The organism is Neisseria sp. HMSC070A01 (genome assembly GCF_001810165.1).
Taxonomy (GTDB): Bacteria; Pseudomonadota; Gammaproteobacteria; order Burkholderiales; family Neisseriaceae; genus Neisseria.
On sequence record NZ_KV800119.1, the window covers coordinates 166,832 to 189,346 of the forward strand.

General features: G+C 51.0%; 17 protein-coding genes and 2 tRNA genes. 6 read left to right on the top strand and 13 right to left on the bottom strand.

What is annotated here, in order from left to right; genetic code table 11:
* Nucleotides 1–170: 170 nt before the first annotated feature.
* Both HMPREF2711_RS02050 and recB read left to right on the top strand, forming a co-directional pair.
* Nucleotides 171–3,929, top strand: a complete 3,759-nt coding sequence (locus tag HMPREF2711_RS02050; RefSeq protein ID WP_003747182.1) for a two-partner secretion domain-containing protein — start codon at nt 171–173, stop codon at nt 3,927–3,929.
* Nucleotides 3,930–4,074: 145 nt separating this feature from the next.
* A complete protein-coding gene (gene recB / locus HMPREF2711_RS10990; protein WP_070615357.1) occupies nt 4,075–7,731 on the top strand; it encodes an exodeoxyribonuclease V subunit beta in 3,657 nt (1,218 codons plus the stop codon).
* 59 nt (nt 7,732–7,790) lie between these two features.
* Here recB and HMPREF2711_RS02060 read toward each other — a convergent pair whose 3' ends face one another.
* The 3 genes from HMPREF2711_RS02060 to HMPREF2711_RS02070 form a co-directional block, all read right to left on the bottom strand.
* On the bottom strand, nt 7,791–8,522 hold the full coding sequence (locus tag HMPREF2711_RS02060) for a phosphoadenylyl-sulfate reductase (protein ID WP_003747188.1): 732 nt from the start codon (nt 8,520–8,522) through the stop codon (nt 7,791–7,793).
* 115 nt (nt 8,523–8,637) lie between these two features.
* Nucleotides 8,638–9,696 (bottom strand): DNA polymerase IV, encoded by a 1,059-nt coding sequence (gene dinB, locus HMPREF2711_RS02065; protein ID WP_003747190.1) that lies wholly within the window; start codon nt 9,694–9,696, stop codon nt 8,638–8,640.
* Between the two features lie 77 nt (nt 9,697–9,773).
* A complete protein-coding gene (locus tag HMPREF2711_RS02070; RefSeq protein WP_172884833.1) occupies nt 9,774–10,823 on the bottom strand; it encodes a sulfate ABC transporter substrate-binding protein in 1,050 nt (349 codons plus the stop codon).
* A 387-nt stretch (nt 10,824–11,210) separates the two neighbouring features.
* Here HMPREF2711_RS02070 and HMPREF2711_RS02075 point away from each other — a divergent pair, with 387 nt between their 5' ends.
* Nucleotides 11,211–12,047: a DUF4198 domain-containing protein gene (locus HMPREF2711_RS02075; protein ID WP_003747194.1), complete on the top strand. Its 837-nt coding sequence runs from the start codon at nt 11,211–11,213 to the stop codon at nt 12,045–12,047.
* A 44-nt stretch (nt 12,048–12,091) separates the two neighbouring features.
* Here the strand turns inward: HMPREF2711_RS02075 and HMPREF2711_RS02080 are convergent, their stop codons facing one another.
* From HMPREF2711_RS02080 to HMPREF2711_RS02105, 6 genes are all read right to left on the bottom strand, one after another.
* Entirely contained in the window at nt 12,092–12,943 is an 852-nt protein-coding gene (locus HMPREF2711_RS02080) for a DUF5672 family protein (RefSeq protein WP_003747195.1), read from the bottom strand.
* A 37-nt stretch (nt 12,944–12,980) separates the two neighbouring features.
* A complete protein-coding gene (gene mutS, locus HMPREF2711_RS02085; protein ID WP_003747197.1) occupies nt 12,981–15,581 on the bottom strand; it encodes a DNA mismatch repair protein MutS in 2,601 nt (866 codons plus the stop codon).
* Between the two features lie 88 nt (nt 15,582–15,669).
* Nucleotides 15,670–16,506, bottom strand: coding sequence for a pantoate--beta-alanine ligase (gene panC / locus HMPREF2711_RS02090; protein WP_003747200.1), 837 nt, complete (start codon nt 16,504–16,506; stop codon nt 15,670–15,672).
* 119 nt (nt 16,507–16,625) lie between these two features.
* Entirely contained in the window at nt 16,626–17,417 is a 792-nt protein-coding gene (panB, locus tag HMPREF2711_RS02095; protein WP_003747202.1) for a 3-methyl-2-oxobutanoate hydroxymethyltransferase, read from the bottom strand.
* Nucleotides 17,418–17,545: 128 nt separating this feature from the next.
* Nucleotides 17,546–17,621, bottom strand: a tRNA-Thr gene (locus HMPREF2711_RS02100).
* A 36-nt stretch (nt 17,622–17,657) separates the two neighbouring features.
* A tRNA-Thr gene (locus tag HMPREF2711_RS02105) sits at nt 17,658–17,733 on the bottom strand.
* 216 nt (nt 17,734–17,949) lie between these two features.
* Here HMPREF2711_RS02105 and HMPREF2711_RS02110 point away from each other — a divergent pair.
* Both HMPREF2711_RS02110 and HMPREF2711_RS02115 read left to right on the top strand, forming a co-directional pair.
* Entirely contained in the window at nt 17,950–18,744 is a 795-nt protein-coding gene (locus HMPREF2711_RS02110; RefSeq protein ID WP_003747205.1) for a polyamine aminopropyltransferase, read from the top strand.
* A gap of 41 nt (nt 18,745–18,785) precedes the next feature.
* Nucleotides 18,786–19,424, top strand: a complete 639-nt coding sequence (locus HMPREF2711_RS02115) for an alpha/beta hydrolase (RefSeq protein WP_003747207.1) — start codon at nt 18,786–18,788, stop codon at nt 19,422–19,424.
* Nucleotides 19,425–19,553: 129 nt separating this feature from the next.
* Here the strand turns inward: HMPREF2711_RS02115 and HMPREF2711_RS02120 are convergent, their stop codons facing one another.
* The 3 genes from HMPREF2711_RS02120 to folB all read right to left on the bottom strand — a co-directional run bounded on the left by HMPREF2711_RS02120 (nt 19,554) and on the right by folB (nt 21,220).
* A complete protein-coding gene (locus HMPREF2711_RS02120; RefSeq protein WP_003747210.1) occupies nt 19,554–20,090 on the bottom strand; it encodes an NUDIX hydrolase in 537 nt (178 codons plus the stop codon).
* An 85-nt stretch (nt 20,091–20,175) separates the two neighbouring features.
* Nucleotides 20,176–20,823 (bottom strand): nuclease-related domain-containing protein, encoded by a 648-nt coding sequence (locus HMPREF2711_RS02125; protein ID WP_003747212.1) that lies wholly within the window; start codon nt 20,821–20,823, stop codon nt 20,176–20,178.
* Nucleotides 20,824–20,869: 46 nt separating this feature from the next.
* The gene (folB, locus tag HMPREF2711_RS02130; RefSeq protein ID WP_003747214.1) at nt 20,870–21,220 is read right to left on the bottom strand and encodes a dihydroneopterin aldolase; all 351 of its coding nucleotides are present in this window, start codon (nt 21,218–21,220) and stop codon (nt 20,870–20,872) included.
* Nucleotides 21,221–21,277: 57 nt separating this feature from the next.
* On the opposite strand from folB, the gene plsY reads away from it, so the two are divergent.
* Nucleotides 21,278–21,889, top strand: coding sequence for a glycerol-3-phosphate 1-O-acyltransferase PlsY (gene plsY / locus HMPREF2711_RS02135; RefSeq protein WP_003747215.1), 612 nt, complete (start codon nt 21,278–21,280; stop codon nt 21,887–21,889).
* Nucleotides 21,890–21,975: 86 nt separating this feature from the next.
* On the opposite strand, the gene greB is transcribed toward plsY, so the two are convergent.
* Nucleotides 21,976–22,467, bottom strand: a complete 492-nt coding sequence (greB, locus tag HMPREF2711_RS02140; RefSeq protein WP_003747216.1) for a transcription elongation factor GreB — start codon at nt 22,465–22,467, stop codon at nt 21,976–21,978.
* Nucleotides 22,468–22,515 lie beyond the last annotated feature (48 nt).

Consider the following 22,515-nt stretch of genomic DNA (forward strand, 5'->3'; position numbering starts at 1 on the left):
GCGGATTTTATTTGCATTTGAAATAGTGCACACAAGGTCATACTGGTGGTATGATTGTAAAAATTTCCATACCAATGTTAATACATTCAAAAGTTTTCTCAACAGAAATCCGATACCCGATATGGGATTTCTGATTCACTCTCCATCACGATAAATAAGGATTAAAATCCATGAAAATCGACACTTTATATCAGCCTAAGCTCTCAGCTTCCGGCAAAGTGACTGTCGCCGTGTGCTTTGCATTCCTGGGAAATGCAGCGGTAGCCGCCAATATCGAAGCCATCGGCCAAACTTCGGTACAGCAGCAAAACAATGTCGACATCGTCAACATTGCCGCACCGACGGCCCAAGGTCTTTCTCACAACCAATACAACAAGTACAACGTTTCCCAACACGGTGCCGTTTTGAATAACGCCCTGTCTGCCGGTAAATCCCAACTGGCCGGAAACCTGTCTGCCAACAAAAACTTCCAAGGTCAGGCCGCATCTGTGATCTTGAACGAAGTAGTCAGCAAAAACCCTTCCCTGATCTTGGGTCAGCAAGAGATCTTCGGTATTGCCGCAGACTATGTTTTGGCAAACCCTAACGGCATTACCCACAACGGCGGCAGCATCCTGAATGCCAACCGCGCATCCTTGGTTGTCGGTACGCCAACCGTTTCAGACGGCACGTTGAAATCTTTCAATATCAGCGACAATGGCAAACAACTGCAAGTAAACGGTAATTTGAGCGGCAACCGCGTAGTTGACCTGCTCGCGCCACAAGTTGTGGTCGGCAAATCAGCCAACGTCAATGCCGCCGACGCCATCAACGTTTCTTCAGGCAAAAGCAACTTCGACTACAAAACCGCACAAATCGAAGCCTTGGACGCAGCTTCAAATGCGCCGGTTCTTGACGGCCATATCTTCGGCAGTATGCGCGCCGGTACCATCCGCATCCACGCGACCGACAAACGCGCCAAACAAAACATTCAAAACGCCGCCATTACCGGCACCCGCTACCTGAATATCGACAGCAAAGGCAACCTGAGCATCCAGTCCGCCAATCTGACCAGCGCACAAATGGAATTATTTGCCCGCGATACCGACATCAAAGGCACGGTTACCAGCCATTCCGCTAATAAATCTTCCAGCGGCAAAGAAGCGCAAAATGTTCAGCACTTCCGTTCAAACCGCAACAAAACGGAAAACTTTACCGCCAGCAATATCAATGCATCCGAGTCATTGACTCTGAACAACAGCGGCAGCCTCAACCTTAGCGCAGCCAACATCAATGCCGGTGCGCTGACCGCATCTGCCACAGGCAACATCAATTCTAACGCGGTAAAAACAACCAACCGCATAGAATCCGACCATACTCAAAGCAAAGGCCTTTGGTACAACAACAACCTGAGCTCTTCTGCTGACGAAAGCCTGCATCAAACCAAAATCAATGCCGGTTCTGTCAATATTGCCACCACCGGCAAAGTTCAATTGGATGCTACCGAACTGAACTCGGCTGCTGATGCTCGCATTGCCGCCCAACAAGGAATCGTATTGAGCAGCAACAGCGAAACCGACAGCAGCTCGACTTATGTCAGCTTCAAAAACGAAACTGCCGCGCTGAAAACCGGTATCGCTACCAAATCTTCCAAAAACTCTACCGCCCATCAAACCAAAATTTCCGCAGCCGGTGATATCGGTTTGATTTCCGAAGGCGATTTGAGCACTTACGGCGCAAGCATCGCGGCAAACGGCAATGTCGTTACCGATGTCAACAACATCAACTTGGGTACGCAAACCACCATCAACACCAACAGCCTTGACGACCAGAAAAAATACTGGGGCGGCCTGTTCGGCGGTGAAAGCCAAGTTCAAAACAACCGTACCGAAAACCTGCACGGCAGCAGCATTACTGCCAACTCAAACGTAGTCTTGGGTGCAAAAAACGGCGTCAACGTTTACGGCAGTACCGTTGAAGGCCAAGCCGGTACATTCGTCAGCTCCAAAGCAGGCAATGTTGATATTAAAAACGCCACCAGCACCGATACTTCCGCACAAAGCGCGCGTAAAGGTACGATTTTCAATATCACGACCTCCAAAACCAGCAGCAACAGCAGCATTGAAAAAGTAACCGGTTCTACCCTGGTTTCCAATGCCGACCTGACCGTTGTTTCCAACAAAGACATCAATGTGATCGGCTCTGCATTGTTTGCGGCACAAAAACTGCAACTGGCTTCCGCAGGCGATTTGACCATCGATGCCGCCAAAGCGGTAGAAAACAAACAGGTCAACGAGTATTCCATCAAAGGCTACTCGGGTACCGAAACCAATAAAGAAAACGGCAGCGTGACTGCCAAAGCCGGTATCAAATTCACCGATACCCACACCGACACCCATTCTGTCGGCCTGAGCGGCAGCATTTTGACCGGTAAAAACACCCAGTTGTCTTCCAACTCAAACGTTACCGTCAGCGGCAGCCAAGTCAACGGCGAAGAATCCGTTAACATTTCCGCAGCCAATGACGTCAATGTTGTTGCCTCCAAAGGCAGCAGCACAGTGACCGAATCCGGCCGCGTAACCGATTTGGGCGTATCTGCCACCGCATACGGAAAAAATAACGCCGCAGGCGTCGGCGTATCTGTCGGCATTACCAGCACCAAAACGGATGCAACAACCGTAACGGACACATCTCATGTATCCAACATCAACACCGGCGGCAACACCACCATCACTGCCAACGGCAATATTAATCAAGAAGGTACCGTGATTAATGCGACCGGCAATGTGATTGAGTCTGCCAAAAACGTTACCCATGCAGCGGCACACAGCGGTGCGAAATCCGATGTGAAACAAAACGGCGGCGGTTTGGTCGTTTCTGCCGGCATCAGCACCAACAAAGGCATCGGCGGTGAAATCACTGCACAAGGTCAAGGCAATTCTTCGACCCACAATGAATCCACTGCAACCGTCACCACCATCAACGCAGGCAATGCCATCGTTTTGGCAAATGACAAAGTGTCTGATGAAGGTACAAAATACGATGTGACCGGTGCGATCAACATTGACGCAGGTTCATACCACAACACTGCCGCCCACAACACCAGCAACAGCAGCAGCAAACAAGGCGGCGCGTCTTTGACTGTCGGCGCATACACCAAAGACGGTTCAAACGTTGATGTGAATGCCAACCTGAACGTCAACTACGCTGATGAAAACAAAAAAGAATCTACCGCCGTCAAAGGCGATATGAATGCGACCAATGTTGTCATCAACGCCAAAGACTCTGCTGAAATCGCATCCAACATTACTGCCAACAACAACGTCAACATTACCGCAGGCAACGGCGTAACCTTCACCGAGTCAGCCAATACTGCCTCCAACCAAGGTACAGCCGTTAATGTCGGTATCGGCGCTGGTGCGACAATCAATGTTGAAACCGGTGTTGCCGTTCCTCACGTCAACGGCTCTGTCGGCGTCAACAAAACCGATAACGCTTCTTCTACCGCCACAGGCGCGAATGTAGCGGCCGGCAACGATATTAAAATCAATGCCAACAACGGCGACGTCAACCTGCACGGTACCAACTTGGTATCCAACAACTCCGTTGAAGTAGAAGGCAACAAAGTCAATACTTCCGGCGCGATCAGCAGCGTTAACGAAAAAAATCTGACCGTCAATGTCAACGGCAGCTACGCTTCAGGCAAACCAAACGGCGGCATCAACGCCAAAGGTAAAAACGACGCCAACGTAACCAATACGGCAAATGTCATCCAAAGCGACAATGTCGTTATTACTACCGGCTCTCCAACCGGTTTGAGCGTCAACAATACGGCCATCAACGGTAATAATGTTGTGCACTACTATGACAACACTAAAGCTTCTGCGGCGAACCGTTATACCTATCGTCCTCGCCAACCAAGCTACGCCAAACGCCGTTTGCGTTACTAAGATGCGCTATTGAAGTCATTTGAATAGCCATTAAGACATGCCGTCTGAAAACAGAAAGTTTTCAGACGGCATTTTTATCATTGATGCAAAACCACACACTATCTCTGTTATGATAATGCCTCGCTAATATTATTCCGTTCCAACCATGTCTTCCGCCCTTCCTTTTGACGCGCTCACCCTTTCCATCGACGGCACCAACCTCATCGAAGCCTCCGCCGGTACGGGTAAAACCTACGGCATTGCCGCGCTCTTTACCCGACTGATTGTTTTAGAAAAAAAAGACATCGAGAAAATTCTGGTCGTTACCTTTACCAAAGCGGCAACGGCAGAACTGAAAACCCGTTTGCGCGCGCGTTTGGACGAAGTGTTGCAGGTTTTGAACGAAATCCAAACCTTGGACGGCAAGCCGGAACATATTTCAGACGGCCTGAACAAATATTACGAAAAAGAGAAAAAATCCCCCGATGACTTTCTCAATCGCTTGATTCCTTTGGCTTTAGGCGAGCAAGACGGACAGGAAAGCTGCCATCGCCTGATTCTCCGCCTCAAAGCAGCACTGAGCCAGTTTGACAACGCCTCGATTTACACCATCCACGGCTTCTGTCAGCGCGTCTTGCGCGATTACGCGTTTTTGTGCGGCGCGCCTTTGGATGTCGAGCTGTCGGACGACTCGCGCGAGAGGCTGCTGATTCCTGCGCAAGACTTTTGGCGGCAGAAAGTGGCAACCGATGCCACATTGGCACAATTGGTTTTTGACCGGAAATGCACGCCCGAAGAAATGCTTGCCGAAATTAAAAGCTACACCGGCCGCCCCTATCTGAAATTCAGACGGCCTGAAGGCGATTTGCAAGAAGCTCAAGCCAAGCTTCAAGAAACATGGCAAAAAATTTGCGTCCAGTTGGAAGACTTGGAAAAAGCGTTTTGGGCAATTTTTCCCAAACTGAACGGCCAGACCTACAAAAGAAATACCTTTGAAAATGTTTTTGCCGATTTAAAAACAAACGCCGAATCCAACCGTCTGCCCCGCCTGAACAAAAAAACGCTGGAAAAATTAAACCATTTCAGTGTCGACACACTCAACAGCAAACTGAAAAAAGAATATAAAGCCGATGCCGATGCTCCGGAAATTATTCAGCTGCAAGCCTTGGCCAATCTCGGTCGTGATTTGCAGGCAATGGAAAGCGCGGAAGAAGCGGTCTTTATCTGCCTGCAACTCGACCTCCTTTCCTACATCAACCAATCTATTGCCGAACAAAAAAAATCACGCCGCGAGCGCGTGTTTGACGATTTGCTACTGGACGTCCATCAGGCATTGACCACCAATGAACACGGCAACGCATTGGCAAAAGCGGCGGCGGCAAACTGGGAAATCGCGCTGATTGACGAATTCCAAGATACCGACCCATTGCAGTACGAAATTTTCCGCCAAATTTTTATCGAACAAGGCTGCCCGCTGTTTCTCGTTGGCGACCCCAAACAGGCGATTTACAGCTTTCGCGGTGCGGACATTTACGCCTATCTGCAAGCCGCGCAAGATGCGGACAGGCATTACACCCTCGCCGTCAACTACCGCAGCCATGCCAAGCTGATCAACGGCATCAGCGCCTTGTTCAAACAAAAAAAACACCCCTTCGTGTTGGAAAACATCGATTACAGCGAGGTCTCCGCCAGCCGCGCCGAAAGCCGGCTGTCGCCACACCGCCCCGCCATCCAAGTGCGCTGGCTCAATACGGACGATCAAACCGGCAAAGAGATTTTGCGCAGCCGAGCCGCCGAATATTGCGCCGATGAAATTGCCTTTGCGCTCAATGAAGCAGCCGAAGGCCGTCTGAATTTCAAAGGCCGCGCGTTGGAATCCGGCGACATTGCCGTCTTGGTGCGTACCAACAACGAAGCGGCGATGATTGCCGGTAAACTGAAACAGCGCCGTATCCAAAGCGTGTTGCTGTCGCGCCAGTCCGTTTTCGATTCCGCCGAGGCAGACTCGCTGTCCGCGCTGATCGGCTTTTGGCTCAACCCAAGGCAGACCGACTGGCTGCGCTTTGTCTTGACCGGCGTTTTGTTCGGCTATACCGCCAAAGAGATTTACGAACTCAACCACAACGAACATCAGCTGCTGAAATGGCTGGAGTCGTCAGCCGAGGCCATGGAAAAATGGCGGAAAGGCGGCATTTTTGCCGCCGTGCATCAGTTTGCCGCCCGACATGACATCGAAACACGCCTGCTCAAGGGCGGCAACGAACGCAGCCTGACCAACTACTACCAAATTTTGGAGCTTTTGGCCGAAGAAGACAGCCAAAGCCGCAACCCTGCCGCCCTGCATAAATGGTTAAACGAACAAATCAGCCGCGCGCGCAGCGGCCATTTCCCGTCAGACGCGCAAACCATCCGTCTTGAAAGCGACGAAAAATTGGTCAAAATCGTTACCATGCACGCGTCGAAAGGTTTGCAATACCCTTTGGTTTACTGCCCCTTCGCGTGGGATACCAAAGACAATTCCAAAGAAAACTGGAAAATCCTACATACGGACAACCACGAAACCGAGCTGCTGGCCAAATCGCAAACCTCGGAAGCGGAACTAAGCCATCTGGCCGACGAAAAGACAGCGGAAGATTTACGCCTGCTTTATGTCGCCCTTACCCGCGCCGAAGAACAGCTCAACATCTACGCTGCCGCCAACAAAAACTGTACGCCGAACAATCCTTTTGCCTATCTGCTCGAAGGTTTGCCAGAGGCCGGCCGCGAAAGCGTCAGCCAAAGCTATCAAAGCGCGACAGATGTTGTAGAAATGCTCAAAACCAACTGGCAACGCTTTATCAAAAATGCACCCGAAAATACGGAATTCACCTTTACGGAAGAAGCCCCGCCAGAAACCATCTATCAATACAGCCGCCAACAAGACCAAGCTTTGAATGCACAGAGCATTAAACGCCGCAATTTTGACTTTATCCGCCACACCAGCTTTACCGGTTTGAGCCGGCACACCAAGTCAAGCGACGAGCAACACGAGCCTTTGCAACCTGCCATCGACCCGGCAGAAAGTGCAGACCGTGCCATGCCGTCTGAAAACCTGCCGTCCCCGCTTTCAGACGGCCTCGATATCCATCATTTCCCCCGCGGCACCAATGCCGGCGTATGTTTGCATGAAATGCTGGAAAAACTCGACTTCGCCGCCTCTGCCGAGAGCCAATCCGAAATGATTGCCGAAGTTTTACAACGCCACAGCTTTGAAGACAAATGGCTGCCGACGGTAAGTACCATGCTCGACACCTGCCGCCTGACGCCTTTAATCGGCGAGAGCCTGTCGCAGATTCCGCCGAGCCGACGCCTGCCCGAAATGGGGTTCACCCTGTACATGGACGATTTCAAACTGGACGACTTACGCCGTTGGTTTGCCTCAAGCGAAGCAAACCTGCCACCCGAATGCGTCCAAGCCGCGCAACTGCTTGATTTCCATGATTTACAAGGCTATTTGAACGGCTTTATCGATATGGTTTGCCAAGATTCAGACGGCCATGTCGTTTTAATCGACTACAAATCCAACCATTTGGGCAACGATGCAAGCGCGTACACGCAACAGGCGATGAACGAAGCCGTGGCACATCATCACTACTACCTGCAAGCCCTGATCTACGCCGTTGCCATCGCGCGCTACTATGCCCTGCGCGGCAAGCCCTTGCCCAAAATCACCATCCGCTACCTCTTCCTGCGCGGCATGGACGGCTCGGATCGAGGCATTTGGAAATGGGACATCGATACCGCCCTGCTTTCCACTTTTGTCGAGCGAAAAACAAATGCTTGATAAATCAGCTTGTTAAGCCGTCAAAAAGGCCGTCTGAAACGTTTTCAGACGGCCTTTGATTATTTGTGCAAACCGCATTCCTTACTGTCTTTGCTTTCCCACCACCATCGTCCGGCGCGGATATTTTCGCCCAGCTTGACCGGACGCGTGCAGGGTTCGCACCCGATGCTGGGATAGCCCTGATGATACAGCGCATTGAGCGGAACTTGGTGCTCGTGCGCATATGCCCAAACATCCTGCTCTTCCCAATCGAAAATAGGATTGAATTTGGCGATGTTGCGGCCTGTATCCTGCTCTTCAAAATTCAATTCGCTGCGCGTTTCGGACTGGCTGCGGCGTTGTCCGGTCAGCCATGCGGGGGCGTTGTGCAAAGCGCGGTTGAGCGGTTCGATTTTGCGGATATGGCAGCAACGGCGGCGCAACTCGACGCTGTCGTACATGGCGGTCGTGCCGAATTCAGCTTCAAATTCATCGGCGGTTTGCCGGTTGGGATAAAACACTTCCAATTCGGTTTGATAACGCGCATTGGTTTCGGCAATCAGCGCGGCGGTTTCGGGATTGAGTTTGCCCGTATTGAGCGTAATGATGCGGATGGGCAGTTTAAGACGGCAAACGGCATCGGTAATAACCATATCTTCAACCGCAAGGCTGGATGCGAACACGGCTTGCGGATAGCGCGCGGCAATGTCTTGCAAACGGCGCTCCAAAGCAGCCACCAACTCAGGCAGGCGGCGGCGTTCGGCATCATTGGTTTCGGGAATTTTCCAAAATTGAGGACGGAATAAAGACATGGCTGGTTGTTCCTAATAATTTTCAGACGGCCTGTTGAAACGGCTGTCGATATGGTTATGGAACGATATTGTCCTGCGCCCTATCTTCAAACGGAAAGAATGCTTTTCTATTTCTTTATAACCAAAGCGTCTGCTGCTGGTTTTTCGGCAGCAAATGACTCACGCCGATGCCGATCAGGCGGAAGGCGTCTTCGCGTTGCGGCGGTATGCGTTGCAGCAAAGTATGCGCCGCCTGAAGCAGCGAGGCACTGTCGGGAAGGACGGAAGAATACGTCAGCGAACGCGTGATAATGCGGAAATCGTGGGTTTTGAGTTTGAGGGTAACGCCTTTGGCTTCGACGTTTTTGCGTTCGATTTGTCGCCAGAGATCTTCGGCAAGGTGCGGCAAATGGCTTGAAGCCTGCGCCAGAGACAAATCTTCGGGCAAAGTGATTTCGGTTGAGATTTGCAGGCGTTCGCGTTCGGCTTTGACCGGCCGCTCGTCGATACCGCGTGCCAAATCATAAAGGCGGTAGCCGTAGCGGCCGAAATGGTTTAAAAGTTCGCCGCGCTCAAAACGGCGCAAATCGCCGGCAGTCTGCATACCGAGGGCGTTCATCTTTTTCAGCGTAACTTTGCCGACACCGGGAATCTTACCCAACGGCAGGCTCTCCAAAAACGCCATGATTTTGGGCGGCGGCAGCACAAACTGTCCGTTTGGCTTGCGCCAGTCGGACGCGATTTTAGCCAAAAACTTATTGGGCGCGATGCCTGCGGAAGCAGTCAAACCGGTTTCTTCAAAAATTTCGGCGCGAATGCGTTTGGCCACCTCGCTGGCGTACGGGATATTTTTAAAATTTTGAGTAACATCCAAATAAGCTTCGTCCAAAGACAAAGGCTCGATCAAATCGGTATAACGCCGAAACACGGCATGAATCTGCGCCGACACTTGGCGGTACAAATCGAAATGCGGCGGTACAAACACCGCCTGCGGACACAGCCTTTTCGCCGTCGCTACCGACATGGCCGAGTGCAAACCGAATTTGCGCGCTTCATAAGAAGCGGCACAAATGACCGACCGCGTACCGTCCCACGCCACAACGACGGGCAGCCCTTTCAAGTGCGGCTGCTCGCGCAGTTCTACCGAGGCGTAGAATGCGTCCATATCGATATGGATGATTTTGCGTTGGGACATGGGAAAAGGTGGATAAGGAAAAGGCTTATTGTAACAAAAGGCCGTCTGAAATTTCAGACGGCCTCTATGTTCAAACCTTATTTTTTACCGGAAAGCTGATCAAACAATCCGCCGTCGGCAAAGAATTTTTTCATGATGTCCGACCAAGCGCCGAACTTCTCATTCGGATTAAAGGTTTCAATATCGGGGAAATCGGCTTTGTGTTTCGCCAATACTTCGGCATTGCGCGGACGCAGGTAAAGATTGGCGGCCAACTCTTGAGCCGGTTCACTCCAGAGGTTTTGCAGATAGGCTTCGGCAGCGGCTCGTGTGCCTTTTTTGTCGACCACACTGTCCACGACGGCAACCGGCGCTTCGGAAAGAATGGTGTAGCTTGGATAGACGATTTCAAATTGGTCTTGGGTCAGCTTTTTGCTGACGTAGTTGGCCTCATTTTCAAAGGTAACCAAGACATCTCCGATATGGCGTTGGCTGAAGGTCGTCGTTGCCGCGCGGCCGCCGTTTTCAAACACAGGCGTGTTTTTCAACAATGCGGCCACAAAGTCTTTGGTTTTGCCTTCATCGCCGTTGTTGACTTTCAAGCCGTAGCCGTACGCACCTAAAAAGGCGTAGCGGCCGTTACCAGTGGTTTTCGGATTGGCCAAAACGATTTGCACGCCGTCTTTAGCCAAATCGCCCCAGTCTTGGATGTGTTTCGGATTACCTTTGCGTACCAAGAAAACGACGTTGCTGGTATAAGGCACGGCATTGTCCGGCAGGCGCGTGTTCCAATCGTCTTTAATCAGGCCTTTTTTCACCAAAAGCTCGATATCGGAAGTCTGGTTCATGGTCACTACATCAGCAGCCAAACCGTTGGCGACAGCCAAAGCCTGCTTGCTGGAGCCGCCGTGCGACTGTTGGACTTCAACCGTCTGTCCGCCGTTTTTTGCGGCAAACTCTTTGACAAATAACGGATTGTATTCTTTATAAAAATCGCGGGCGACATCGTAGGAAACATTCAGCAATTTGACTTCGCCCCCCTTACCTCCGGCAGCTTGAGAAGCATTGTCGGCGGATTGTTCGGCTTTTGGCGAGCACGCGCTCAAAGCCAGCGCGGCGGTCAATGCGGCAAAAGAAAGCGTACGGATATTCATGGTCGGCTCCTGTTAAAAATATGGGAGCACTTTATCGGGATTGGATGCAAACTGGAAATAATGTTTGCTTTCACGTTTATCAGTTTTGGTTATATACAATCCGGGCGGAAATCGGGAAAAAATGCCCACCCAGATAAACATCACAATAAACTATATATAAATTAATTAGATAAAGATTAAAGTTGCTATTTATACAGGATAAACATACGTTGCAAACAGCATTACCCAATACGTCAGGCCGTCTGAAAACCCAATATAAATAATTATTTATAATTAAAAAATATAGTTCTTATTATTTACAAAAAATGCAAATAAGAGTAATGTTTCTACTCGCCAAAATACAAGGCCTTTCATTCAACAACAAAATGGAGTGTAGAAACTATGAAACAGTGGATGCTTTTAGGATTGCTGGGATTGGGCGCAGCGGCGCAGGCGCACGATGTTTGGGTGGCCGCACCGGCACATCAGCCTGCCGGTAAAATCCTGCATGCGGATTTGGGTTACAGCCACGACTTCCCCAATGTCGAAAAAATCGCCGACGACCGCGTGCATATTTTCAAACCGCTGCAATTGACCGACAGCTCAAAGAAAACCGTTGATTTGGTGAATAAGGGCGAAAACTATCAATACGTTTCCAAAGCCGCCCTGCCCGCAGGCTCCTACTGGGTCAGCGCAACCTACAAACCGACTTTCTGGTCGAAAAACCAAGACGGCTGGAAACAGCAAACCTTGAAACAGCTGGCCGGTGCCACCTATTGCGAACAATCGCAAATGTTCGGCAAGAGTTTCGTCCACGTGGGCAACGGCGCAGTCGATGAAGCGGTATTGACCCGCCCTATCGGCCAAGAGCTGGAACTGGTTCCGCTGAAAAATCCGAACGCAGTCAAAGCCGGCGGTATTTTGCCGGTCAAAGTCCTGTACAAAGGCGAGCCTTTGGTTAAAGCCACTGTTACCGCCAGCTCCGACACTTTGGCCGAAATGGACTTGGAATCAACCCATGACCACCGCGAGCCTCAAGGCTTCTCCGGCAAAACCGATAAAAACGGCGTGGTCAATGTGATTACGCTGATTGACGGTTTGTGGAAAATCAAAGTGGTGAACGAGACCGATTACAGCGATAAAAGCGTATGTCAGAAAGACAATACTTACGCAACGCTGATTGTGCCTGTCGGTACCAAACGCGCGGCTGCACGCCATGCCCACCATCATCAACATTAACAACCATTAAAAAAAGGCCGTCTGAACTTTCAGACGGCCTTTATTTATTCTAATTCATAACCCAAATTTCTAAAAAAACGGGATAATGTTTCCAACTCATCACCATTTAATTGGGCAAAACGGACACGGTTGCAGCCGGTCAAAGCCACACTGCCCGTCCAGTGCGCCCCAAAGACGCGCTCTAAAGGGACATTCCTCATTCGATTGATAAACGGTACTTCTGAAGAAAATTGTGTCGCAATATTCGGAGGCGCGAATTTCAGACCCAAGTCCTGCAATCTATAACGGTGTTGCGCCGTCAAAAACATATCCTCGTGGTGCAGCCGCACCAGCCATTCCATACCGGCCATTTTCCCGTCTTTCGGCGGCAAAGGCGGCCGGATTTCTACATTTAGGCCCAGTTGCCGAGGCATGGTTAAAAGCCGCTTGCTGCGCAGGCTGAAACCGCCGTTCTGCGGCTCGTCCAAATTCGGGGAAGTCTGAATCAGATGCTGTTTGGCCAAATATTGGTCGGTCCCCTTCAGGAAAAACTGCCCGTCGGCTTCGGTTTCCAACAAAATCGGCAAAGGTGCGCCGATGTAGTCATATTCCCGATAGGCATCCTGCCAGTTTTGACCGTTCAACACCCAGCCGTCATTTTGAACAATCAAACAATAATCGGTTTCGATGTAATACATCAGTTGGTACAAAACAAACAGATTGTATTCCAGATAACCGAATGGCCGGCAAGGCTGATGCAGGATATTTTCCGGCAAACCTTGCGGACGGCTCGGGCTGATCAGCAATCCGCTGCTTCCGGGCAATTCGGCGCAACTGCGGGCAACGGCGTACATCGTGCCCTCGGTATAAGAATCTGCGCCGGTAATACCCACCACGGTAATGTCAGCAAAACTCATTATATGTTTCCCCTGTTTCAGACGGCCTTTGCCTTGTTTACGACACCTTGTTGCAGATTTCTTTCAAACGGTACAAGGCATCCAAGGCTTCGCGCGGCGTGAGGTTGTCGGGCTGGATTTGCGCCAACGCTTCGGCCAATTCATTGGTCTGCAAATTATCAATAGGCTCAACTTCTTGTGCTTTCCCTTCCTCATCTTCCCTATTTTCAGACGGCATGGCGCTGAAAATATCCAACTGCGGACGGTTGGCGGCGGCTTGGTTTTCCAAATCGTTTAAATGCTTTTGAGCCGCTTTCAAAGCACGGTTGGGCAGGCCGGCGAGTTTGGCGACGGCGATACCGTAGCTTTTGCTGGCGGGGCCGGGTTCGATGTGGTGGAGGAAGACGATGTCTTGTCCTTGTTCGAGCGCGGAGAGGTGCATATTGACTGCCGTTGCGTGGGCTTCAGGCAGGCGGGTCAGCTCGAAATAGTGGGTGGCAAAGAGGCTGAAGGATTTGTTTTTTTGCAGCAGGTGTTCGGCGATGGCGTGCGCAAGGGCGAGGCCGTCAAAGGTGGAGGTGCCGCGACCGACTTCGTCCATGAGGACGAGGGATTGGTCGGTGGCGTGGTGGAGGATGTAGGCGGTTTCGCTCATTTCGACCATGAAGGTAGAGCGGTTGGAGGCGAGGTCGTCGGAGGCGCCGATACGGGTGAAGATTTGGTCGATGGGGCCGATTTGAGCTGAATCGGCAGGGACGAAGCTGCCGGTGTGCGCCATGAGGACGATGTGGGCGACTTGGCGCATGTAGGTGGATTTGCCGCCCATGTTGGGGCCGGTCAGGAGCATGAGGCGGTGTTTGTGGTCGAGGCGGGTGTGGTTGGCGGTGAAGTGGCGCACTTGTTGCTCGACGACGGGATGGCGGCCGTTTTCGATATGGATAATGGGGTAGTCGGCGAACTCAGGACAAACGAAGCCGCGTTCGGCGGCGGTGGCGGCGAAGGTGGAGAGTACGTCCAGCGCAGCGGCGGCTTTTGCTGCTTTTTGAAGCTGTGGAAGGGTCGTCTGAATGTCTTTGAGCAGGGCTTCAAACAGGCGTTTCTCCAATGCCAATGCCTGCTCTTGCGCGGTCAGGACTTTGTCTTCGAAGGTTTTGAGTTCGGGGGTGATGAAGCGTTCGGCGTTTTTGAGGGTCTGGCGGCGTTGGTAGTCGGCGGGGGCTTGTTCGGCCTGGACTTTGGATAGCTCGATGTAGAAGCCGTGGACGCGGTTGAACTCGACTTTGAGGGTGGAAAGGCCGGTGAGTTCGCGTTCGCGCGCTTCGAGGTCGAGCAGGAATTCGTCGCCGTGGTTTTGGATGTGGCGTAACTCGTCGAGTTCTGCGCAATAGCCTTGGTTGATGACGCCGCCGTCTTTGAGCCAGACGGCGGGTTCGGGCATCACGGCGGCTTTGAGGGTTTCGGCGACGGGCAGGGTTTCGGGGAAAACGGCTTTGAGGGTTTCTAAGAGACTGTTGCCCTCGGCGGACAGTTCGATTTCGGACAGGGCAAACAGGCTGTCGCGCAGGGCGGCGAGGTCGCGCGGGCGGGCGTTGCCGACGGCGATGCGGGCGGCGATGCGTTCGATGTCCGCGATGTTTTTCAGACGGCCTTGCAGGGTTTCGTATTGCGAACCCAGCGCGGCAACGGCTTCTTGGCGGGCGCGGATGTGGGCGCGGCTGCGTAAGGGGTGGTGCAGCCAGAGTGCCAAGAGGCGGCTGCCCATGTGGGTGGCGCAGCCGTCGAGTATGGAAAACAGGGTCGGCGATTTTTTGCCGGAGAGGGTTTGCGTGATTTCGAGATTGCGGCGCGTGGCGGCGTCCATGCCGATATATTGGCTGTCGGTTTCGAGCGAAATGCCGTCGAGGTGTTGCGGCATCAGGTTTTGCGTCAGGCGGATGTAGTTCAACAACGCGCCCGCCGCGCCGACGGCGGCTTCGTGTTCTTTGCCGTCCAAACCGAAGCCGTGCAGGTCTTGGCAGCCGAAGTATTCGGTCAACAATTTCGCGCCGGCGTCGGCGGCAAACTGCCATGAGTTCAGGCGCGTGATGTTGGCAGAGGTTGCCTGAAAACCGTCAGGCAGGCTTTTGCCTTCGGGCAACAGGATTTCCGCCGCCTGCAAACGCGCCAGCTCGTCGGCGAGTTTGTCCGCCGTCGTCAGCTTGGTTTTGAATTCGCCGCTTTGCAAAGAAGCCCATGCAATGGCAACGTTTTTCTTGTCTGCATTTACCGCCACAATGCGGTTGGTTTCCTTGTCTTCCAAAAACGCCGCGTCGGTCAGCGTGCCGGGCGTTACGATGCGCACGACTTTGCGCTCCACCGGCCCTTTGCCCGCACCGACTTCGCCCACCTGCTCGCACACCGCCACGCTTTTGCCCATCTTTACCAGTCGCGCCAGATACTGCTCCGCCGCGTGAAACGGCACGCCCGCCATCTTAATCGGCACGCCGTCCATCTGCCCGCGCGTGGTCAGGGTGATGTCCAGCAGCTTCGCCGCTTCCACCGCATCATCCAAAAACAACTCGTAGAAGTCGCCCATACGGTAAAACACCAGCTTGTCGGCGTGTTGCGATTTGATGGCGAGATACTGCTGCATCATCGGGGAAACGGTGGGTTTGGACATGGAAAAGCCTTAGAAATGCAAAAGCGTTATTGTAACAAAAGGCCGTCTGAAAAACAGGTTTCAGACGGCCTTTAACAGCAGCTTGGTTTTAAGCCAAAGCCACTTCCAAATTATCAATCAGGCGCGTGGTACCCAAACGGGCGGCGGCAAGCACCACCAATTCTTTATCGCCGACATGAGCTACTGCCAAGCTGTGTGCATGGCGGATTTCAACGTAATCAACCACCCAGCCGGCGTCGGTCAAACGGCGGATACATTCGGCCTCGAGTTGGGCGTAATCCAGATTGCCGTTTTTCAAGGCGGTGGCAATGTTTTGCAACTCTTGATAGAGGCGGGGCGCTTCTGCACGCTCTGCTTCGCTCAAATATTGGTTGCGGCTGGAAAGTGCCAGGCCGTCTGAAGCGCGGCCGGTATCGACCGGGACGATTTCGATATTGAAATTCAAGTCTTCGACAAAGCCTTTGATAATCGCCAGCTGCTGATAGTCTTTTTTGCCGAAACAGGCGGTATCGGGTTGAACAATGTTGAACAACTTGGTCACAACGGTCGCAACGCCGCGGAAATGGCCCGGACGGAATTTGCCGCACAATTCATTTTGCAGGTGCGGAGGCTCGACATTGAAACGCTGTTCCACATTCGGATACAGCTCTTTTTCATCAGGCGCAAACACGACGGCAACGCCCTCGCCTGCCAATTTGTCGGCATCTTGCTGCAAAGTACGCGGATATTTGTCGAAATCCTCGCCTTGTCCGAATTGCAGGCGGTTGACAAAAATACTGACCACAACGTTATCGGCACGTTTTTTCGCTTCGCGCACCAGCGCAAGATGGCCTTCGTGCAGATTGCCCATGGTCGGTACAAATGCCACTTTTCCGGCAGTTTTGCGCCACTCGCGCAATTCTTTAATCGTATGAATAATTTGCATGGTTTGAAAAATCCTTTATCTTTTCCGCCGTTTCATCAACGGAAATCACGCGCCGATTATACGCTTTTATTCATCAAAAAGGCCGTCTGAAATAAGTTTCAGACGGCCTGGAGTTTATTTTATCCGGCAAACGTATGTTCGACAGATGGGAACGTTTTTGCTTTGACTTCATTCACATAGGCTTTGACCGCAGCTTGAACGCTGTCTTTGCCCTGCATAAAGTTTTTCACGAATTTTGCGGTTTTACCGGGGAAAATGCCGAGCATATCGTGCATCACCAAAACCTGACCGTCGCAATCCACGCCTGCGCCAATACCGATGGTCGGGCAAGAAACTGTCTCGGTTACTTTTTTCGCCAACTCTGCAGGAACGCATTCCATCAATACGATTGCCGCACCTGCCGCATCATGCGCTTTAGCGTCGTTGAGCAACGCTTCCGCCTTGTCGCCTCGGCCTTGAACTTTATAGCCGCCGAATGCAAACACGGATTGCGGGGTCAGGCCGATGTGGGCGCAAACAGGAATACCGCGCATTTGCAGAAATTCAGTGGTCTCCGCCATCCAGACACCGCCTTCGAGCTTGACCATATGCGCACCGGCCGCCATCAACTCTGCCGCTGCTGCAAATGCCTGCTCTTTGCTCTGCTGATACGCGCCAAACGGCAAGTCGCTGACAATCATGGCATTTTTAGTGCCGCGAGCCACACATTCAGTGTGGTAGCACATATCCTGCAAGCTCACCGGCAAAGTGGACTGACGACCTTGCACCGCCATACCCAAAGAATCGCCGACCAGCAATACATCCACGCCGGCATTGTCCATCAGCGCGGCAAAGCTGGATTCATAAGCGGTCAGCATAGCGATTTTCTCGCCCTCTGCTTTCATTTTTTGCAAAGTGTTTACGGTAATCATGGTGTTTTGTGTGTTCCGCCCGACGGGCAGCCCTTTGTTGTAATGGAAACGCGGTATTATAAGGTCTGCTTTTAAAATATCAAAGCATAAGCAAAAAGCCCGACTGCTTTCACAATCGGGCTTTTAATTGGTGCCGGCACCAAGAGTCGAACTCGGGACCCCCTGATTACAAGTCAGGTGCTCTACCAACTGAGCTATACCGGCTTACTGAAATGCCTTGCAGCACCATCAGTCTTTAACTGGTGCCGGCACCAAGAGTCGAACTCGGGACCCCCTGATTACAAGTCAGGTGCTCTACCAACTGAGCTATACCGGCAAGGAAGTCGGCATTATGCCGATAAGTTCCCATCTTGGCAAGCATTTTCAAACAAAGTTACTCACGAAATTATAAAAACCAATGATTTTAAAGAAAATTAAATACACACCTTATCTTTCCATCCAACACGCAAAAAGGCCGTCTGAAAACCGCCCCAGCGCAAAACATCATGGTTTCTGTTAAAATAACGCCTTCTACATCTTTCCATCTTTGCCCATGCCGCCCCGCCATCCTTACCGCCGCCTGCGCCCTGCCAAATCCCATCTGCCCGAAGTCGGCATTTCCGAAGAAGGCAATATCCGTTCCCTGCACTTGGGCAGCGACACCATCCAAAGCTCCATGAATGTCGATCATCCGTCCGAGCTGGTGTTGTCGTACAGCCGCGCCATGATGGGTTGGCTGCTGTTTGCAGAAACCCCGCCCAAACACATCACCCAAATCGGCTTGGGCGGCGGCTCGTTTGCCCGTTGGATAGACAGCTACCTGCCCGATACCAAGCAAACCGCCATTGACATCAATCCGCAAGTCATCGCCGTGGCGCGCAGCCTGTTTGAATTGCCGCACGAAGGTGAAAATTTTGAAATTATCGAGGCAGATGGCGCAGAATATATTAAAGTGTTCCGCCACAATACCGATGTAATTTTGGTAGATGGTTTTGACGGCGAACAGATTATCGATGCTTTGGTGGAAGAGCCCTTCTTCCAAGACTGCCGCAATGCCCTCTCCCCCGACGGCGTATTTGTCACCAACTGGTGGAGCGGTGACCAGCGTTATCAACGCTTTGTCGAACGCCTGCTCAACTCCTTTGACGGCCGCGTGCTCGAGCTGCCTGCCGAAAGCCACGGCAACGTTGCAGTCATGGCGTTCCAAAGTAACCCTAAAGAACAAAATCTCGACAACCTGAAAAAACGCGCCGAAAAATTAAGCGAAAAATACGGCTTGGACTTCAAACGGATGCTTGCCAATTTGAAAGCCAACAATCAAAACAACGGCAAGAATTTTTATCTATAAACCGTTTCAGGCCGTCTAAAAAAACAAACAAGGACACACTCATGCTCAAACCCGACATCATTCAAATCCCCGGTCCGGCCGGTTTGCTGGAAACCATCTACCTGCCAAGCACACAAGAATCCGCCCGCGGCGTTGCCGTCATCAACCACCCCAATCCCCTGCAAGGCGGCACCAACACCAACAAAGTCATCCAAACCGCCGCCAAAGCCCTCAGCCAACTCGGCTTCCATTGCTACCTGCCCAATTTGCGCGGCGTAGGCAATAGCGAAGGCGAGCACGACTACGGCCGCGGCGAAACGCAAGACTGCATTGCCGTTATAGACTACGCCCGTGCGCAACATCCTGACGCGCCGCAATTCGTCCTAGCCGGTTTCTCATTCGGCGGCTACGTTTCCACCTTTGCCGCACAAGCGCGCACGCCTGATTTACTGTTGCTGATGGGCGCCGCCGTCCATCACTACACCGACCGCCCGGAACCATCCAACGTTCCCGATGTCGCCAAAACATTGATGATTCATGGCGCAGAAGACGAAGTCGTCGAAATCAACAAAGCCCTGACATGGGCAGAACCACAAGGCCTGCCTGTTGTAACCATTGCCGGTTCGTCCCACTTCTTCCACGGCAAACTCATCGTTTTGCGCGATACGATTACACGGTTTGCACCGGCTTTATTAGGTTAAAATCCGGCTGCAAAATAAAACAAGGCCGTCTGAAAGCTTTTTCAGACGGCCTTGTTTGTATGAAACCTTATTATCTAAATATCAGGCTCAAGTATTCAGAAATCCATCAAGGATTTTCTGCTTAACATATCAATTCTGAGTCAACCAATACTGCAAACCAATCAAAGTCTTACCATCTTTGATTTCATCGTTTGCCAATGCATTGCGCACCTCTTCCTTGCTCATCAGGACGGTTTCTGTAATTTCATCCTCATCGTTGCTTAACTCGCTGCCCAAACGCACGCCTTGCGCTTGGTAGAGATACATTTTTTCATCGCAAAAACCGACTGCGGTGTAAAAGGTGTACAACAGTTTGACACTGTCGGCGACATATGGCGTTTCTTCCGCCAACTCACGCAAAGCGCATTCGGCAGGATCTTCATCCGCCACATCCAATTTACCCGCCGGCAATTCCAACGTCGCCTGATCGGCGGCATAACGCCATTGGCGCACCAAAACAACTTTACCGTCTTCCGTTTCCGCCAATACACACGCAGCACCCGGATGACGGATCACAACCCGTTGGCTTTCGTTGCCGTTAGGCAGGCGCACCCGATCGCGGCTGATGGTAACAAAAGAACCTTCGTAGATTGGCTCGCTGCTTAATTTAGTTTCTTTCAAATCCATTTTTTACCTCATTTCCAAATTATTAAATATCAAAGGCCGTCTGAAATTTTACAGAAATAAACTCAGAGGATGCCTTTTCTAATAGTTACCGCTGATGTCGTTGTTGCAAACGCTCCGTATGTGTTCGCAGCTTTTCACTATTTGCTTGGTAGTCACTTGAAGACAATACAGCAACTATTGCCTCTACCTCATGAGGAAGCAATAAGGCCGTCTGAAAATTCTTAATATAAGCCGCCGCCTGCCTAATACGGCAAACATTTGGTGGCATTTTCGATTTCAACTCACAATCACCTAAGAAAACTACCATTGAATGAAACTTCTCATCAGGAAATTGCAATAGTTCTGACAATGCTTTGATATGAGCATAATTCTGACGCAACGGGTTTTGGAAATAATGTTTCTGTTTATAGATGATTTGCGTCCATTTAGATTGCTTTTCACTACCAAAAATCCAACCTGTGTAATTTTTAGTTTCTATCACAAATATCCCAAAAATTGAGACATAAATATGATCAATTTGTGTCGTACCATCTCGAGATGGAATAATTAAATCGTGAAACTCAAAATAAGTTTTCTCATCTAAATTTTTTCCAATTACAGAACGAACTGCTATTTCCCCCATGCTTCCCTTTATTTTAGGATTTCTCAACAGTGCTTTGAATAAAAGCAAAGGAATAATGATTAGAAAAATCCAAAATAAACCTGACATACTTCCCAATATTTGTTCAATCATGACGTTTTCTTTTTTATTTAAAACTAAAAATTTATATATTTATGGTTTATTCCCGAGTGCGTTCAATTTCAATACCGACCTGCGCTACATCGGGCAAGATACCCGGTTTCACAATACGGACGCGCACTTTGGCCGCACCAAAATCATTTAAAATCAATTGGGCGATATGTTCCACCAAAGTTTCCAGCAGTAAAAAATCCTGTTCGGCAAGGCTGCGGCGTACAACTTCGCATACTTCGCCATAATGAATGGTGTCTCCGATATCGTCGCTCGTGCCGGTACGCTCGGGAACGCTGATTTCCAAATCCAAAATCAAAGTCTGTTTACGCTCGCGCTCCCAATCATATACGCCGATTAAAGTATCGGCCTTCATGCCGTACAAAAAGATTTTATCCATTTACCTGTCCGTTTTTTTGATAGAATAACCGTTCCCATTTTAAGTAAAGCACCCAAAATGTTCAATGTACTCGCCATTATTGCCGCCTATCTTATCGGCTCCCTGTCTTTTGCCGTCATCGTATCAAAATATTACGGCATGGACGATCCGCGCACTTACGGCTCCGGCAATCCCGGTGCCACCAACGTCTTGCGCAGCGGTAAGAAAAAAGCGGCCGCACTGACCCTGCTCGGCGATGCAGTAAAAGGCTTGGTTGCCGTCATCTTGGCGCGCTGCCTGCAAAATGCTTTAGAATTGTCTGATGCAACAATAGCCCTGGTCGCCATTGCAGCATTGGTCGGTCATATGTGGCCAATATTTTTCAATTTTAAAGGCGGCAAAGGCGTAGCCACCGCATTGGGCGTCTTGCTCGCCCTCTCCCCCGCAACCGCCCTGCTCTGCGCCTTGATTTGGCTGGTCATGGCGTTCGGTTTCAAAGTTTCCTCCCTCGCCGCACTGGTTGCCACCGTCTGCGCACCCATCTTCGCCTTCTTCATGATGCCGCACGCCTCTTGGGCATGGGCAACCGTATTCATTGCCGCATTGGTGTTGTACCGCCATAAAAGCAATATTCAAAACCTGATTCAAGGCAAAGAAAGCAAAATCGGGGATAAAGCCGGTAAATCTTAAAAGCGTAGCTACCATGCATAAAAGGCCGTCTGAAGTCTATTTTTCAGACGGCCTTTTGTAGTTTCATTCGCATTATTCACGCGTAATCAGTCAATCTTAATATACTCCACCGACAAAATCTCTATAACCTCCTGTCCTTCCGGCGTATTCAAGACAACTTCGTCGCCTTCGCGCGCTTTAATCAGGCTGCGTGCCAAAGGGGAAATCCATGAGATTTTGTTTTTAGCGGTATCGATTTCATCTACGCCGACGATTTTGACGGTTTGTTCTCGACCGTCTCCGCGCAGTAAGCCAACGGTTGCACCGAAGAAAATCTGGTCCGTGGCTTCGCGCGCTTCTGGATCGACGACGACGGCGGCTTCCAAGCGTTTGGTTAGGAAGCGGATACGGCGGTCGATTTCGCGCATGCGGCGTTTGCCGTAAAGATAGTCGCCGTTTTCGCTACGGTCGCCATTGCTTGCCGCCCAGTTAACGATTTGGACGATTTCCGGGCGTTCTTTGTTGACCAGGTGATAAAGTTCGTCTTTCAATGCCTGCCAGCCGGTAGGCGTGATGTAATTTTTGGTTTCGGTACTCATGATGTGTTTAAAACATAATTAAAGGCCGTCTGAACGTTAATTTTCAGA

Bases quoted from the DNA above. Each gene is read 5' to 3' on its own strand.
- HMPREF2711_RS02050 (WP_003747182.1), top strand. From the start codon at position 171: ATGAAAATCGACACTTTATATCAGCCTAAGCTCTCAGCTTCCGGCAAA.
- recB (WP_070615357.1), top strand. From the start codon at position 4,075: ATGTCTTCCGCCCTTCCTTTTGACGCGCTCACCCTTTCCATCGACGGC.
- HMPREF2711_RS02060 (WP_003747188.1), bottom strand. From the start codon at position 8,522: ATGTCTTTATTCCGTCCTCAATTTTGGAAAATTCCCGAAACCAATGAT.
- dinB (WP_003747190.1), bottom strand. From the start codon at position 9,696: ATGTCCCAACGCAAAATCATCCATATCGATATGGACGCATTCTACGCC.
- HMPREF2711_RS02075 (WP_003747194.1), top strand. From the start codon at position 11,211: ATGAAACAGTGGATGCTTTTAGGATTGCTGGGATTGGGCGCAGCGGCG.
- HMPREF2711_RS02080 (WP_003747195.1), bottom strand. From the start codon at position 12,943: ATGAGTTTTGCTGACATTACCGTGGTGGGTATTACCGGCGCAGATTCT.
- mutS (WP_003747197.1), bottom strand. From the start codon at position 15,581: ATGTCCAAACCCACCGTTTCCCCGATGATGCAGCAGTATCTCGCCATC.
- panC (WP_003747200.1), bottom strand. From the start codon at position 16,506: ATGCAAATTATTCATACGATTAAAGAATTGCGCGAGTGGCGCAAAACT.
- panB (WP_003747202.1), bottom strand. From the start codon at position 17,417: ATGATTACCGTAAACACTTTGCAAAAAATGAAAGCAGAGGGCGAGAAA.
- HMPREF2711_RS02110 (WP_003747205.1), top strand. From the start codon at position 17,950: ATGCCGCCCCGCCATCCTTACCGCCGCCTGCGCCCTGCCAAATCCCAT.
- HMPREF2711_RS02115 (WP_003747207.1), top strand. From the start codon at position 18,786: ATGCTCAAACCCGACATCATTCAAATCCCCGGTCCGGCCGGTTTGCTG.
- HMPREF2711_RS02120 (WP_003747210.1), bottom strand. From the start codon at position 20,090: ATGGATTTGAAAGAAACTAAATTAAGCAGCGAGCCAATCTACGAAGGT.
- HMPREF2711_RS02125 (WP_003747212.1), bottom strand. From the start codon at position 20,823: ATGATTGAACAAATATTGGGAAGTATGTCAGGTTTATTTTGGATTTTT.
- folB (WP_003747214.1), bottom strand. From the start codon at position 21,220: ATGGATAAAATCTTTTTGTACGGCATGAAGGCCGATACTTTAATCGGC.
- plsY (WP_003747215.1), top strand. From the start codon at position 21,278: ATGTTCAATGTACTCGCCATTATTGCCGCCTATCTTATCGGCTCCCTG.
- greB (WP_003747216.1), bottom strand. From the start codon at position 22,467: ATGAGTACCGAAACCAAAAATTACATCACGCCTACCGGCTGGCAGGCA.